Source organism: Qipengyuania benthica (assembly GCF_030717865.1).
Classification (GTDB): domain Bacteria; phylum Pseudomonadota; class Alphaproteobacteria; order Sphingomonadales; family Sphingomonadaceae; genus Qipengyuania; species Qipengyuania benthica.
Map to the genome: position 1 here is coordinate 886,744 of NZ_JAVAIL010000001.1, position 14,647 is coordinate 901,390.

Consider the following 14,647-nt stretch of genomic DNA (forward strand, 5'->3'; position numbering starts at 1 on the left):
GCTCCTCCTTGGGAGCGCGCTTGCTGGCGGCAGCTTGCGCGATGGCGCTGGCAGCGCCGCTTGCCGCACAGGCGCAGAACGTGCCGCCGACGCTCGAGGAACTCATTCCCGAAAGCGCCGTCGAGAATCCCGATGCCTGGGCCGATCGCGGCGCGGAGAGCGAGGAGTTGATCGACGAGGCGCTGGTCGAACCCGATACGCCTATGGCCGACCCGCCGGGAATGGAGCTCGCCTGGCCCGAGGACATCGAACTGCCTCCGATCGAAGATATGGCCCCGAGCGAGGAGGTCGAGTTCGTCGATCTCGAGATCGCCGGACCGCAGGTCGCCTTCAGCGATGCCGAGGTGATCGAGATTTCCGACGATCTGGTGCTTGGCTTCCCCCAGCGCGAGCCGCCATTCAGCGGTCGTGGCAATTTCATCGACCGGTTCGAGGCGCTCTCTACGATCAGAGATCTCGACACCGACGACGACAATATCGCGCAGCTCTCGGCGCGGGCGCGCGAAGACGAGGAACTGCTCGACAATCTGCTGCGCGTCTATGGCTATTACGACGGGCGCATCATCCGCTCGATCGGTGCGCGCGATGCTGGCGAAGACAATGCGACCGAGCGCCCGATCGTGCGCTTCGATATCGTCCCGGGGGAACGCTATCGCTTCGGCGCGATCGACCTGGGTGCGCTGTCGACGGCGCCCGATGCCGAAGAATTGCGCGCGGCTTTCGATATCCAGAGCGGAGATTTCCTCCAGAGCGACAAGATCGTCGAGGAACAGCTCGATCTCGATATCGCGCTGGGCGAGACCGGCTATCCCTTCGCCGAAATCGATGCGCCTCAATTGCTGATCGATCACGCCCGCGAAGAGGGCGATCTCACGCTGCCGGTCGAACCCAACGGCAAATATGTGTTCGGCAATGTCGTCAGCAGCGATCCTGGTTTTCTTTCCAGCCGCCATCTGGACACTATCGCCCGGTTCGATCCCGGCGATGTCTATCGGCGCAGTCTGGAGATGGACCTGCGTCGTGCGATTACCGCCACCGGGTTGGTTTCCTCGGTGACGATCACGCCTCGCGAAGTCGAGGCGCCCAGCGAAGGCGAGCCGGGCGTGGTTGCGCTCGACGTCGCGATCGAGGAGGCGGAGCTGCGCACCATCGCGGGTGCGATCGGTTACGGCTCGGAAGAAGGTTTCCGCATCCAGGCGAGCTGGGAGCATCGCAATCTCTTCCCGCCCGAGGGCATGCTGCGAATTCGCGGTATCGCGGGCACGCAGGAGCAGCTGGCAGGCGTCACCCTCCGCAAGAACAATTTCGGCGGCCGCGACCGGATTCTCAATATCGATGCCTATGCCAGCACGATCGACAGCCCCGCCTTCGAGGCGCGGACGGCGGCGCTGGTCGCCAGCTACGAGCGGATTTCCACGCTGCTGTTCCAGAAGCCGCTGAGCTGGTCGATCGGTGGCGAGCTGGTCGCGACGCAGGAACGGCCGCCCGCAGTAAGCGGCATCTCGCAGCCGCGCGAAACCTACCTCATCGCCGCCATTCCGGCCTATGCGCAGATCGACACAACCGACGATCTGCTCGATCCGACGCAGGGCTTCCGTCTCTCGGGTCGGCTCTCCCCCGAGGTGTCGCGCAATCAGGGGGTCCAGAGCTTCTACGTGCGCGGTCGCGCCGATGCGAGCTATTACCGCGAAATGCGCGAGGGTCTGGTGATCGCCGGGCGGGTTGCCTACGGATCGATCGTCGGCACGGATCTTTTCAACATCGCACCCTCGCGCCGGCTCTACGCCGGCGGCGGCGGTTCGGTGCGCGGCTACGGCTTCCGCGAGATCGGTCCGCGCGATGATCTCGGCGAACCCAGCGGCGGGCGCAGCGTGGTCGAACTCGGGCTCGAGGCGCGCATTCGCACGGGCTTCATGGATGGCGCGGTTTCGGTGGTACCCTTCATCGATGCCGGTTCCGTGAGCACTTCGGTCACGCCCGATTTCTCCGAGATCAAGATCGGGGCAGGCGTCGGAGTGCGTTACTACACCGGCTTTGGCCCGATCCGCGTCGATGTGGGCGTCCCGCTCAACCCCGAAGAGGGCGATGCGCCGGTCGCGGTCTATGTCTCGCTCGGGCAGGCGTTCTGATGGCCGACGAGACTATCGAAACGGAGGGGCACCCCGAACCGGCAGGCGAGCCGGAGACCCGACGGGAGGCGAGCGGGCGCCGCACGTTGCGAGCGCTGAACCGCGCAAGCAAATGGGTGCTCGGCGTACTGGCCGCACTGGTCCTCCTGATCGCCGCTGCGATCGTCTTGCTCAACACCCCGATCGGCGAGCGCTTTCTGGCCGATCGGATCGCTCAGCAGACGCTGCCCAACGGGCTCAACATCCGGATCGGCCGGATCGAGGGCAATCTTTACGGCGCGGCGGTGCTGCACGATGTGGTGCTGTCCGATCCGCAGGGACCGTTCATGACGATCCCGCGGGCCGAGGTCGATTGGAACCCCCGCGGCTGGCTCGACAACACGCTCGACATCGACAGCTTTGCTGCGCGCCGTGCCACGCTGATGCGCATTCCGGAGTTCCTGCCGAGCGAGGAGGAAGGTCCGATCCTTCCCGGCTTCGACATCGCCATCGACCGGTTCGAGATCGACCGCCTGACGCTGGCGGAGGGGATCGTCGGCGACCGCGCCGAGACGCTCGATCTGCTTGCCGAGGTGCAGGTGCGTGACCGCAGGCTCAAGCTGTCGGCGAAGGGCGCTCTGGGAGCCGACCGTTTCGCCGCTCTCGTCGATGCGGCGCCCGATCGCGATGTGTTCGATCTGGGGCTGGACTATGTCGCGCCAGAGGGCGGGACGGTGGCGCGGCTGCTGGGGACCGAGGCCGGTTACCGCGTCCGGATCGCGGGCGATGGCAGCTGGGATCGCTGGGCCGGCGCGCTGGTGGTGCGCCGCGAAGGGGAGAGCTTCGGTGCCTTCCGGCTGACCAACCGCAGCGGCCGGTTCACGCTGGTCGGCCAGGCGCGGCCCGAGAACCTGCTCGAAGGCCTGCCCGCCCGTCTGGCAGGTGGCATCGTGTCGGTGAAGGCGGTCGCTCGCATCGAAGATCGCCGAATCCAGGGCAGCTACGCCTTGCGAACCGATGCGCTGGCGGGGAGCGCGCGCGGTGTGGTCGATCTGGCCGAGAACCGCGTGTCCGATTTCTCGCTCGATGTGCGGCTGCTCGAGCCGACCCTGTTCGGCGAAAACCTGCGTCTCGACGATACGCGAGTGATCGCGACCGTCGATGGCGAATTCAACGATCTTGCCATCGAACACACTCTTCAGATCGGGAGGCTGGTCTCCGGTGACACCCGCATCGAGGGCCTCACGCAAAGCGGACTGGCGACCTATGACGGGACCCGCTGGACCGTTCCCCTCGATGCCGCGGTAGCGCGGATCGCGATCGGCAATGAATTGCTCGATCCGCGCCTCGTGCGCGGGCGTGCGAACGGAACGCTGGTGCTGCAGGGAGACCGTCTGCTCTCCGACAATCTCGAAATCTCCTTCCCCACCGCGGATGCGCGCTTCGCGCTGCAGGCCGATCTTGGGGCGGGCACTTACAATCTCATGGGCGATATCAGGGCGCGGCAGCTGGCCTTCGACGATATCGGCGGGATCAACGGCGGCGCGCGCTTTACCGCTGCGATCGGGCCGGCGACATGGAGCGTTGCGGCGAATATCGACGCGCGAGTCGCCCCGGTGGCCAATGCCACACTGGCCAATCTCGCTGGCGATCCGATCCGGCTGCGCGGTGGGGTCCGCATCGGCAGCGACGCGCCTCTGGTGTTCCAGGATATGCGGATCGACGCGGCCAAGCTGACTGCCCGCCTCGATGGCCGCGTGACCGAGGACGGCACCACGATCGCGGGCACCGGGCGCCACGTCAATTACGGGCCCTTCACCGTCGAGGCGCAATTGACCGATGCCGGTCCCGAAGCGGTGCTGGTGTTCGCCAACCCGCTTCCCGCCGCTGGTCTGACCGACGTCCGCGTGGCGATCGCGCCGATTGAGGACGGCTTCCGGATCGAGACCGAAGGCGGCTCGACGCTGGGGCCGTTCGAGGGCGTGCTCAACCTGTTTGCGCCTGCCGACGGGCCGACGCGGATCTCCATTGAGCGGTTGACGGTGTCCGATTCGCAGGTGCGCGGCGATCTCGCGCTGCTCGACGGCGGGATCGCCGGCGATCTCGCGCTGAGCGGCGGCGGGCTCGACGGTACGATCGCGCTGGCTCCGCGCGGCGGCGGGCAAGGCTTCGACATCGACATCCGCGCGCGCAACGCCAGCTTCGGCGGCGCCACGCCGATCCGCATCGCGCGCGCCGATATCCAGGCGCAGGGACTGATCGCCGAGGGCAGCTCGACCTTCTCGGCCAGCGCGCGCGGTGCGGGGCTGAGCTATGGCACGTTGTTCCTGGGCCGCTTCGCCGCGCAGGGCGAGGTCACCGATGGCACCGGCCGGATCGACGCCTCGGTCGCCGGGCGGCGCGGCGGCAGCCTGCGGCTCGATCTGCAGGCCCAGATCGCGCCCGAGCGTGTGACGCTGGCGGCGCGTGGCGAATTCGCCGGCAAGACCATCGCCATGCCGGGTCGCGCGGTGCTGACCCGGCTCGAGGGCGGCGGTTGGGAACTTCAGCGCACCCGGCTCGACTATGGCGAGGGGGCGCTGGTCGCCTCGGGCCGCTTCGGCGGCGAGGAACTCAGCTTCGATCTCAGGCTGGCGCGGATGCCGCTGTCGCTGGTCGACATCGTGGCGTCCGATCTGGGTTTGGGCGGGACGATCTCGGGGACGATCGACTATTCGGTGGGTTCGGACGGATTGCCGCGGGCGCGGGCGCGGGTGAAGGTGGACGACCTCACCCGCTCGGGGCTGGTGCTGTCGAGCCGCCCGGTCGACCTCTCGCTCGTTGCGGCGCTGACCGCCGACCAGTTCCAGACCCGCGCCGTCCTGCGCAATGAAGAGATCCGCCGGGGCCGGGTCCAGGCGCTGATCACCGGTATGCCGCAGAGCGGATTGCTGCTCGAACGGATGCGCGCCGGTCAACTCTTCGCGCAATTGCGTTACGAGGGTGCTGCCGAGAGCCTGTGGCGACTTGCCGCAATCGATGCTTTCGATCTGACGGGTCCGGTCGCGATCGCCGCGGATGCGAGAGGGAGCCTGGCCGATCCGCAGGTGCGGGGTTCGGTAAGGAGCGACGATCTGCGGATCCGCAGTTCGCTATCGGGGACCGATCTGCGCGACGTCAGCGTGCGCGGACGCTTCACCGGATCGCGGCTGCGGCTGATCAGCTTTGCCGGACGGACGGGCGACGACGGACGGGTCCAGGGCAGCGGCATCGTCGATCTGGCAGGTCTGGGCGAGCGTGTCGAAGGACGCTTCCTCGAAGTGCGCGGTCCGATGCTGGATCTGCGCGCCTCGGCGCACAATGCGCGGCTGCTCAATGCGAACGGGATCGATGCCACCGTCAGCGGACCGTTGCGGATCGTTTCCGACGGGCTGGGAGGGACCATCGCGGGCCGCGTCCGCATCGACCGGGCGAGCTGGAGCCTGGGCACGGCCTCCGAGGATGTGGCGCTGCCACGGATCAGCACCCGCGAGATTAACCTGCCCTCGGACACCGGACCGCGCGTCGCCGCGGGTCGCCCGTGGCGCTATCTCATCAACGCCCGCGGCCCCAGCCGGATCGATGTCGACGGGATGGGCCTCGACAGCGAATGGGGCGCCGACATCATCCTGCGCGGCACCACCGACGAGCCCCGCATCGGCGGCGAAGCGCGGGTTGTGCGCGGCAGCTACAGCTTTGCGGGCACGCGGTTCGAACTCGAGCGCGGGATCATCGAGTTCGACGTGAACGAACCGATCAATCCGCAGCTCGACATCCTCGCCGAGACTCAGGCCGACGGCCTCGAGGTCGAGGTGCGGGTGACCGGGAACGCGCAGCAGCCCGAGATCGCCTTCTCGTCCAACCCCGCGCTTCCCGAGGAGGAAATCCTCGCACGGCTGCTGTTCGGCGGCTCGATCACCTCGCTCTCGGCGACCGATGCGCTCCAGCTAGGTGCGGCGCTGGCGAGCCTGCGGGGCGGGGGCGGACTGGATCCGATCAACCAATTGCGCAGCGCGATCGGTCTCGACCGGCTACGCATTGTCGGCGCCGATCCGGCGCTCAACCGCGGGACGGCAGTGGCGCTGGGTAAGAACTTCGGGCGAAGGTTCTATGTCGAACTCATCACCGACGGGCAGGGCTATTCGGCGACCGAAGTGGAATTCCGCGTGACCAGCTGGCTCTCGCTGCTGGCGTCGATCTCCACCATCGGGCGCGAAAGCGTCCTGGTCGAGATCAGCCGCGACTACTGATGTCAGGGCCGTTTGGAAGCGGGCGCTAGGGCAAAATCGGGCGCAATCAGCACCGAGTCGATAGGCACCGCCAGGCCATTATCCGATTCGACCGGTTCGCCGGCGATGCGGGCAACCGCGCCATTGCTGTGTTTCGCGACGATGGTGCCGCGATCGAGCTGGAAACTGACCGCACCGCCTCCGACCGTCGTCATCGTGGCGCTGCCGCCGCCAGCCTCGATCGCTGCGACGATGGCCGCAGGAGCGACATGGCCTGGCAGCACGTGTTCGCGTAGCAGGCCGACCAGCACCGGGCGTTCCTCCACCGTCAGCAGCTGTGCCCCGCGGTCACCGAGCGATTCGAAGGCGGTGTCGGTCGGAGCGAGTACGGTGTAACTGCCCGCGCCGTCGAAGACCTCGCTGAGCTGGGCGACCGACAGCGCCTCGGACGTGGTTCGCATATCCGGATGTCGGGCGATCGCCTGGTAGAGCGTCTCGCCCTGGGTGGACGGCGCTGCGCGTTCGGCGTCTTCACCCGAATCGCAGGCAGCGGTCGCGAGCGCCAGCGGCACCAGTGTCGCGCTCAGCCAGCGTCCGACAGTGCGAGTCTGACGCTTCTGCTTCACGTCAAAAGATCGATGGCTGCGGCGACCAGGCGGGTCTCGGGATCGATGCGGTACACATAGCCATCCGCGTAACGGTAGAGGGCCCGGGCCGAATCGGGGTAGCGCTCGCAGAGTGGAGAGGGCACGTTGTAGACATCGTAGCCCGGCGGCATCGGTTCTCCGACCTCGATCTCGTCATCGGTAAGCAGCGCGGCAATGGACTGGATCGTGCCGCTGCGCGGATGGACGCGGTAGAGCGTGTTGTCGGCATAGCGATAGCTGCCCGGTTGGCCGAGATTGAAGAAATCGACGAGGTAGGGCGGCACGGTTTTGCTACCGTAGGAATCGGGCCAGATGTTCCCAGCTGCCAGCGCGCCGCCGAGCAGCGGTATGTAACCCGCGATCGCGTCGCCGGTGGTCGCGTCCCCGGCAAGCCGCACCAAATAGCCGTCGTTGTAGAGATAAGGGCCGGCGGCGAAGCCGCTTAGCCCGAACAGTAGCGGTGAAACTGCGCTGTCGAGCACGCCCTCGCTCCGGCGGGACCGAGCCTTGCCAGAAGGTTCGCAGCCGTCGGTCTTGGCGAGGCCCGGCGGGCAATTCGCAAGCAGCCGCGCACTGCGGTCGAGCGGACCCCAGACACTGGATTCGATAGTACGTGCATCGGCTACGGACGGGGTTTTGCGGCTTGGCAGGTTGCCCGGTTTGGCTTTGCCAAGCGCAGGCGGCTCGGGACGATCGGTGAGGGGCGGTGGGGGATCGCCGGCTTCGCGGCGGTCAGGCTCCGTGAGCAGTTCGCCGACCGCTCGCCGGGCGGTGCGTTCGAGACCGTTGGCAGGACGCAGGTCGATGGCGGGAGGCGGAGAAGCTTTTGAGCCAGCCGTTTCGCCACGCTGGCCTTGTCCGGTTCCGGGATTGCCCGCTCGGAGCGAGGATTCGCCGCGCTGTTCGGCGTTCTTCGTTGGAGCCCGGTCCGTTCCCGGCGGGCCGGTACCCTGGGCAAATGCCCCCGATGCGGCCAGCGCAAGTGCGGCCACCCCAAGACTGAATCTACACATTGGTTAACTCCTGCTCGCAATTCCAACGAGATGCAAGCCGGGGGGTTCCGCGGATATAGCTTGCAAACTCCCGCCAAAACCGCGGTTCAAGGGCTGCGGTAAAGCCGGGCTTCCGCTGCCCGGCGGCGGACCAGCCCCGCCAGCACCCGTCCGCCAGCGTGCTTCCAGCGCGCGAACTCGGCCGCGGCGCCGGCAAAATCGCCCGTGCGATGGCGGCGCAGCAGGGTCGAGCGCGGCAAGGCGCCGGTGTTGTAGTGGAAGCTCGTCAGCGCATCGAATTGCTGCTGGCTGGTCGGAGCAATGCCGATGGCGCGCGCCACTTCGGCGGCATAGCGTTCGAGATCGCGGGCCAGCCGCGCATCGCATTGCTCTTGCGACCAGACCGTGCCGGGGTTGATACCCGGTCCGGTGGCGCCCCAGCCGATGGTCCAGGGTACGCCGCCGCTGCCCGGATCGGGATAGGCTTCGATCATCCCGTCGCCGCGTCGCCTTGCGCAGCCCTCGAAGCGCTTGATCAACGCGATACCCTCGGGGCCGATGGCGCGCGGTCGGATTGGCGCCTCACTCCCCGCATCATCGGTCAGCCCGAGGTCGATAGCGCGGTCGAGCGCCGCGGCCTCGTCCGCCCGGAACCCGCGCCCGAGCATCCGTCGAACCGCATCGAAGACCGTCTTGCGTTGCATACCGCCACCTCTTTCCCAGCCGAATCGAGGCAGGAGAAGTAGGCAGAACCGCAGGCTGTAGGAAAATGATTTGTGCCGGGCGACCGGGTTGGAACGCAAAGAGCTCTGGCGACGTCGGCCCCCCAAAAAACCGAAGGGGCGCCCGGATCGCTCCGGACGCCCCCCTCGGTGATTTCGGGCGCTTATCAGGCGCTGTAGTACATGTCGAACTCTACCGCGCAGGGCGTGGTCTCGAGGCGGATGACCTCTTCCCACTTCAGCTCGGCATAGGCGTCGATCTGGTCCTTGGTGAAGACATCGCCCTTGAGCAGGAATTCGTGGTCCGCCTCGAGCGCCTCGAGCGCTTCGCGCAAGGAGCCGCAAACGGTGGGCACGTCGGCCAGTTCGGCGGGCGGCAGATCGTAGAGGTTCTTGTCCATCGCCTCGCCCGGGTGGAGCTTGTTCTGGATCCCGTCGAGACCCGCCATCAGCAGCGCGGCATAGGCGAGATAGGGGTTCGCCATCGCATCGGGGAAGCGGAACTCGACCCTTTTGGCCTTCTCGCCCGCGCCATAGGGGATGCGGCAGGACGCCGAGCGGTTGCGCGCCGAATAGGCGAGCAGCACCGGCGCCTCGAAGCCCGGGACCAGGCGCTTGTAGCTGTTGGTCGTGGGATTGGTGAAGGCGTTCAGGGCCTTGGCGTGTTTGATGACGCCGCCGATGAAGAACAGGCAGTTCTCCGACAGGCCGGCATAGCCATTGCCCGCGAAGGTCGGCTTGCCCTCGGACCAGATCGACATATGCGTGTGCATGCCCGAGCCGTTATCCGCCTTGATCGGCTTGGGCATGAAGGTCGCGGTCTTGCCGTAGGCATGCGCCACCTGGTGGACGACGTATTTGTAGATCTGCATGTTGTCGGCGGTTTCGACCAGCGTCGAATAGGTCAGCCCGAGCTCGTGCTGCGCGGCGGCGACTTCGTGGTGGTGCTTGTCGCAGGGCAGCCCCATCTCGAGCATGGTGGCGACCATCTCGCCGCGGATGTCGGTGGCGGAATCGACCGGGGCGACGGGGAAATAGCCGCCCTTGGCGCGCGGGCGGTGGCCCATGTTGCCGCTCTCGTATTCCTTGCCCGAATTGGTCGGCAGTTCGATATCGTCGAGCGCGAAGCCCGAACCCGCGTAGCCGTCCTCGAAGCGGACGTCGTCGAACATGAAGAACTCGGCTTCGGGGCCGACATAGATCGTGTCGCCGATGCCCGAATTGCCGAGATAGGCTTCGGCGCGCTTGGCGGTGGTGCGCGGATCGCGCGCATACCAGTCACCGGTCGAGGGCTCGACGATGTCGCAGAATACGATCAGCGTCGGCTCGGCGGTGAAGGGATCGAGATAGACCCGTTCGAGATCGGGCTTGAGGATCATGTCGCTCTCGTTGATCACCTTCCAGCCGGCGATCGAGGAGCCGTCGAACATGAGCCCGTCCTCAAGCATGTCCTCGTCCAATGCGCCCGCGACCATCGTGAGATGGTGCCACTTGCCCTTGGGATCGGTGAAGCGAAGGTCCAGCCAATCGATGTCTTCGTCTGCGATCCGCTTGAGGATCTCGCTTGCACTTGCCATTGTCGTGTCTCCGTCTGGATGAAATTGCGTGAGGGGCGGGGCCCCGATTGTCTGGGTCGGATCGTCGGGATCAGATCGCGTCGTCGTCCCGTTCGCCGGTGCGGATGCGCAGCGCAGATTCCACCGGCGAGACGAAGATCTTGCCGTCGCCGATCCGCCCGGTCTGCGCGGCATTGGCGATCGCTTCCACGGTGCGCTCGGCGATCGCATCGGCGACAACGACCTCAAGCTTCACCTTGGGAAGGAAATCGACCACATATTCGGCGCCGCGATAGAGCTCGGTGTGGCCCTTCTGGCGACCGAAGCCCTTGGCCTCGGTCACGGTGATCCCGGAAACGCCGACTTCGTGCAGCGCCTCCTTCACCTCGTCCAGCTTGAACGGCTTGATGATCGCCTCGATCTTCTTCACGTGATGGTCGTCCCCGTCTGTGGCCTAGCTACGATTGCGGCGCGGCACATGTTCCAAGAACATAGTCGAAGAGACATATTCCAAGAATCGTGCCAGGCGCGCGGGCGAGCGTAGAGCATCGAAGCGGGCGCGCAAGGCCGGTTACGGGCAAGTTTCGAAAAGCATCGAGGTGCAAATTGCAACGGCATTGCCGCTGCCGAGGATGCTGCCCAAACTGCGTGCAGCGGCTGCTTGAATTTTAGGCAGCGGGAAGTCGAAGCCCGGTCGTTTCGGGAAGGCCGCACATCAGGTTGAGCGACTGGATCGCTGCCCCGCTGGCGCCCTTGCCGAGATTGTCCAGCCGGGCGACCAGTCGCGCGTGCCAACCACCGGCATTGCCGAAGACGAACAGCTCCATGGCGTCGGATGGCGGTGCGTTCGCTTCCAGCAGCAACTCGCTCGCTAGGTCGCCGTCGCGGACCGATATGATCGGCGAATCCGCGTAGAACTCGCTCAGCGCGCTGCGCAGCGCATCAGCGGTGGGATCGCCCGCCATCGCCCCGAGATGAAGCGGAACCTCGACGATCATACCGCGATAGGCGGAGACGACCGAGGGGGCGAAGATCACCCCATGCTCCAGTCCGGCATGGGCCTTCATTTCGTCCCTGTGCTTGTGCGCCATGTCGTAGCCATAGGCGCGGAAGGCGGGTGCCCCATCGGTTTGGAAACGCTCGATCAGGCTCTTGCCGCCACCCGAATACCCGCTGACGGCGTTGATGGTGTAGGGCCAGTCGGCAGGCAACAGTCCTTCACGCACCAGCGGCGCGACCAAGGCGAGAAAGCCGGTCGGATAGCAACCCGGGTTGCTGACCCGGCGCGCCTCGGCGACGCGGTCGCTTCCAACCAGTTCGGGGAAACCATAGCACCAGCCCTCCGCAGTCCGGTGGGCGGACGAAGCGTCGATGACACGCGTGCCCATCGCCAGGTCGAGGAGGCCCATTGCCTGACGCGCGGCCTCGTCGGGGAGGCAGAGGATGGCGATATCCGCCTCGTTGAGCGCTTCGCGGCGAGCGCCTTCGTCCTTGCGGCGGGATTCGTCGAGTTCGATGAGTGCGATGCCGTCGCGCCCCGCCAGCCGGTCGAGAATCTCGAGCCCGGTCGTGCCCGCCGCCCCATCGACGAAGACGCTATGCGGCATGATCGTCGGCGGGTTGCAGGCTCGCAGTGGGAATATAGCCGGTGGGGCCTTCGGGTCCGCGGCACACCCAGCACCAGCCGCCCGAGCAATCGAGCGCCTCGATTGCGCTGCCTGCGGATAGCGTGGCCAGTTCTTCGCTATCGGTACGCGGAGCCAGCATCAGTGGCGTATCCGCGTCCCCGATCGTGCGGATATGAGGGACGACGTAATGCACCGCAAGGAAACGCTGGGCGAGCGCCACATGCGCCAGATCGGCGCGCACCGGCAGCGTGCCCGGCTCGGGGCGTTCGACAGCACCGGTCAGGCCGACGATTCCGTCAGGCAGATCATAGGGCGCAGGCTGGCTCACAGCGCGATCGGAATCCTGGTCCAGGGCATGGCGGGGCGCTTAGCCGCGCAGAGGCCCTGCGGCAAGTATGACGCCCGCGTTACGCACTGGCGACGGCCCCGTCTGCGAGTCCGCTAGGCACTGCCATAGCGGTTCCGGAGCATGTGCCAGGCGGCGCGCAGGCCGTAGGCCTCGCCGCCTTTCGGGCGACCGGGCTTGGCCGTCGGGCGCCAGGCAAAGGTGTCGAAATGCGCCCAATCGAGACCGTCGCCGACGAATTTGTCGAGGAACAATCCGGCGACGCTAGCGCCGGCGAAGGAATTGGCATGGGCATTGTTGGTATCGGCGATGTCGGAGCCGAGCCACTCGGCATAGGCTTCGGGAAGCGGCAGCCGCCAGGGCTCGTCGTCATGCCCTCGTCCGGCGGCGATCAGGGCATCGGCAGTGGCGTCGCGGCGGACCATCAACGCGGGATAGTCGGGCCCCAGCGCCACCCGCGCCGCGCCGGTCAGCGTGGCGAAATCGATGATCAGGTCGGGGTCTTCCTCGCTGGCGCGGGTCAGCGCATCGCCGAGGATGAGCCGCCCCTCGGCGTCGGTGTTGCCGATCTCGACCGTCAGCCCCTTGCGCGAGGAAAGCACGTCGCCAGGACGAAAAGAATCGCTCGAAATGGCGTTCTCGACCGCCGGAACGAGACAGTGCAGCCGCACCTTGAGGCCGGCCCCCATGATCAGCCCGGCGAGGGCGAAGGCATGTGCCGCGCCCCCCATGTCCTTCTTCATCAGCTTCATGCCGCTGGCCGATTTGACATCGAGCCCGCCCGAATCGAAGCACACCCCCTTGCCGACGATGGCGAGCACCGGGTCGCCTTGCTTGCCCCAGGTGAGATGCAGCAGCCGCGGGGCATGCTTGCGCGCTGCCGCGCGACCCACCGCGTGAATCATCGGATAATCCTGCTCGAGCGCATCGCCGCGCACGACCTGCAATTCGCCCCCGTGTTGCCTGGCAAGGCGCTCGGCCTGCTCCTCGAGCGCGGCGGGGCCCATGTCCTCGGCCGGCGTGTTGACGAGATCGCGCACCAGGCAGACCGCGCCTGCCTCGGCGATGGCGGCGTCGATCTTGCCCGCATCCTTGGTCAGGAGCACCCGTGGACCGATGGGCTTGTCCGGCTTCTTGTAGCGATCGAAAATGTATTGCGCGGTCTGCCAGCCGTGCAGCGCCGGGCCGGGTTCGCCGTCGGCGCGGCGATAGGTGCCCTCGGGCAGATCTTCGGCGAGCTTGGCCATGCACCAGCTCGATAGTTCGGCAGGGTTGGCTACCCCACCGACCGCGAACCAGCCGTCACCGTCGGGCACGATCGCGGTCTGATAGCCGCCGCCGTCGAATTTCTGCGCCGCCAGCGCCGCTCGCTGGCCGGAGGATAGCTGTTTCGCCCATGCTTCGAATCCCTCGCGCTTAACAAGATGGATGGGAATCGCGTCCTGTCCGCGATCCGGCTGGATCAAATCACTGGTTTCGGCCATGGCTCGGCGGTCCTGTTCTGGTTTTGCGTATGGCAAAGGAATGCGAATGAACCCGCGCCTGTTCCTGATTGCAGCCCTGCTGTCGAGTGCCGCCTGCTCCGAGGCGAGCGAGATGGAAGAAACTCTCGGCACTTCTGCCGAAGCCGGTTCCACCGCCGGAACGCCCGTCCCGCCGCCGACGGCCGCCGGGGAAGGGCGCGCGATCGTCGAAAGCAACGACGATTTCGAGTTCGAATATTCCTGGCCGGGCGAAGCCAATTCGATCCCTGCGCTGGCGTCCGTGTTGCAGAGCCGCGCCGACACTGCGCGCACCGAACTGGTCGAGGCGGCGCGCGAGGATCGTGCGGCTGCGGCGGAGGCGGGCTATCCCTTCCGTCCACACAGCTTCTCGGGCGAATGGAAAGTGGTGGCGGATGTTCCCGGTTGGCTCAGCCTGTCGGGCACCGTCTCCACCTATGCCGGCGGCGCACACCCCAACACCGGCTTCGACAGCCTGCTGTGGGACAAGAGCGCCGGAGTGGCGCGCGCGCCGCTCGACCTGTTCCGCAGCCCGCAGAATTTCCAGAACGCGATCGCACGGCGGTTCTGCACCATGCTCGATGCCGAGCGCGCCGAGCGTCGCGGCGAGCCGGTGGATCCCGATGCCGACGATTATTTCAGTGCCTGTCCGGGTGTAGAGGAACTCACCGTGCTGCTCGGATCGTCCGATGGCGAAACCTTCGATCGCATCGGCATTCTGGTGATGCCCTATGTCGCCGGCCCCTATGCCGAAGGGTCGTATGAATTCGACCTGCCGGTGGACACCGCGCTGCTCGATGCGGTGAAGCCGGGCTACGACAAGGCGTTTTCGCTCGGGCCGCGAAACTAGCGAAACACATCAAAACCTCGCAATCCGGCGCACCTGTCGCTACATCGCT

Annotated in this window: 11 protein-coding genes; 3 read left to right on the forward strand and 8 right to left on the reverse strand. The window is 66.5% G+C overall.

The genetic code is table 11. The features are described from left to right. Window positions 1-41 precede the first annotated feature (41 nt). Both Q9K01_RS04440 and Q9K01_RS04445 read left to right on the forward strand, forming a co-directional pair. Window positions 42-2,129 carry an autotransporter assembly complex protein TamA gene (locus Q9K01_RS04440; RefSeq protein WP_305928982.1) on the forward strand — a complete coding sequence of 696 codons (2,088 nt, stop codon included), beginning with the start codon at window positions 42-44 and terminating at the stop codon, window positions 2,127-2,129. After that, window positions 2,129-6,376, forward strand: a complete 4,248-nt coding sequence (locus tag Q9K01_RS04445) for a translocation/assembly module TamB domain-containing protein (RefSeq protein ID WP_305928983.1) — start codon at window positions 2,129-2,131, stop codon at window positions 6,374-6,376. Before Q9K01_RS04440 ends, Q9K01_RS04445 begins: the two co-directional genes overlap by 1 nt. A 2-nt stretch (window positions 6,377-6,378) precedes the next feature. Here the strand turns inward: Q9K01_RS04445 and Q9K01_RS04450 are convergent, their stop codons facing one another. The 8 genes from Q9K01_RS04450 to Q9K01_RS04485 all read right to left on the reverse strand — a co-directional run bounded on the left by Q9K01_RS04450 (window position 6,379) and on the right by Q9K01_RS04485 (window position 13,730). Beyond that, window positions 6,379-6,981, reverse strand: coding sequence for a fasciclin domain-containing protein (locus tag Q9K01_RS04450; RefSeq protein ID WP_305928984.1), 603 nt, complete (start codon window positions 6,979-6,981; stop codon window positions 6,379-6,381). After that, window positions 6,978-7,994 (reverse strand): hypothetical protein, encoded by a 1,017-nt coding sequence (locus tag Q9K01_RS04455; RefSeq protein ID WP_305928985.1) that lies wholly within the window; start codon window positions 7,992-7,994, stop codon window positions 6,978-6,980. Before Q9K01_RS04455 ends, Q9K01_RS04450 begins: the two co-directional genes overlap by 4 nt. Before the next feature lie 107 nt (window positions 7,995-8,101). Then, window positions 8,102-8,698 carry a lysozyme gene (locus Q9K01_RS04460; protein WP_305928986.1) on the reverse strand — a complete coding sequence of 199 codons (597 nt, stop codon included), beginning with the start codon at window positions 8,696-8,698 and terminating at the stop codon, window positions 8,102-8,104. Window positions 8,699-8,883: 185 nt separating this feature from the next. Continuing rightward, window positions 8,884-10,293 carry a type I glutamate--ammonia ligase gene (gene glnA, locus Q9K01_RS04465; protein ID WP_305928987.1) on the reverse strand — a complete coding sequence of 470 codons (1,410 nt, stop codon included), beginning with the start codon at window positions 10,291-10,293 and terminating at the stop codon, window positions 8,884-8,886. Between the two features lie 70 nt (window positions 10,294-10,363). Further along, complete coding sequence (locus Q9K01_RS04470) at window positions 10,364-10,702, reverse strand: P-II family nitrogen regulator (protein ID WP_305928988.1); 339 nt, start codon at window positions 10,700-10,702, stop codon at window positions 10,364-10,366. 238 nt (window positions 10,703-10,940) lie between these two features. Next, window positions 10,941-11,879 carry an N-acetyl-gamma-glutamyl-phosphate reductase gene (argC, locus tag Q9K01_RS04475; RefSeq protein WP_305928989.1) on the reverse strand — a complete coding sequence of 313 codons (939 nt, stop codon included), beginning with the start codon at window positions 11,877-11,879 and terminating at the stop codon, window positions 10,941-10,943. After that, window positions 11,869-12,228, reverse strand: coding sequence for an SH3 domain-containing protein (locus Q9K01_RS04480; RefSeq protein ID WP_305928990.1), 360 nt, complete (start codon window positions 12,226-12,228; stop codon window positions 11,869-11,871). Before Q9K01_RS04480 ends, argC begins: the two co-directional genes overlap by 11 nt. Window positions 12,229-12,341: 113 nt before the next feature. Beyond that, on the reverse strand, window positions 12,342-13,730 hold the full coding sequence (locus Q9K01_RS04485) for a leucyl aminopeptidase family protein (RefSeq protein ID WP_305928991.1): 1,389 nt from the start codon (window positions 13,728-13,730) through the stop codon (window positions 12,342-12,344). 46 nt (window positions 13,731-13,776) lie between these two features. Between Q9K01_RS04485 and Q9K01_RS04490 the strand changes: the two genes are divergently transcribed. After that, window positions 13,777-14,598 (forward strand): DUF4163 domain-containing protein, encoded by an 822-nt coding sequence (locus Q9K01_RS04490; protein WP_305928992.1) that lies wholly within the window; start codon window positions 13,777-13,779, stop codon window positions 14,596-14,598. Window positions 14,599-14,647 lie beyond the last annotated feature (49 nt).

Excerpts from the sequence above, each read along its gene's own strand:
- Q9K01_RS04440 (WP_305928982.1), top strand. The coding sequence starts at position 42 with ATGGCGCTGGCAGCGCCGCTTGCCGCACAGGCGCAGAACGTGCCGCCG.
- Q9K01_RS04445 (WP_305928983.1), top strand. The coding sequence starts at position 2,129 with ATGGCCGACGAGACTATCGAAACGGAGGGGCACCCCGAACCGGCAGGC.
- Q9K01_RS04460 (WP_305928986.1), bottom strand. The coding sequence starts at position 8,698 with ATGCAACGCAAGACGGTCTTCGATGCGGTTCGACGGATGCTCGGGCGC.
- glnA (WP_305928987.1), bottom strand. The coding sequence starts at position 10,293 with ATGGCAAGTGCAAGCGAGATCCTCAAGCGGATCGCAGACGAAGACATC.
- argC (WP_305928989.1), bottom strand. The coding sequence starts at position 11,879 with ATGCCGCATAGCGTCTTCGTCGATGGGGCGGCGGGCACGACCGGGCTC.
- Q9K01_RS04485 (WP_305928991.1), bottom strand. The coding sequence starts at position 13,730 with ATGGCCGAAACCAGTGATTTGATCCAGCCGGATCGCGGACAGGACGCG.
- Q9K01_RS04490 (WP_305928992.1), top strand. The coding sequence starts at position 13,777 with ATGAACCCGCGCCTGTTCCTGATTGCAGCCCTGCTGTCGAGTGCCGCC.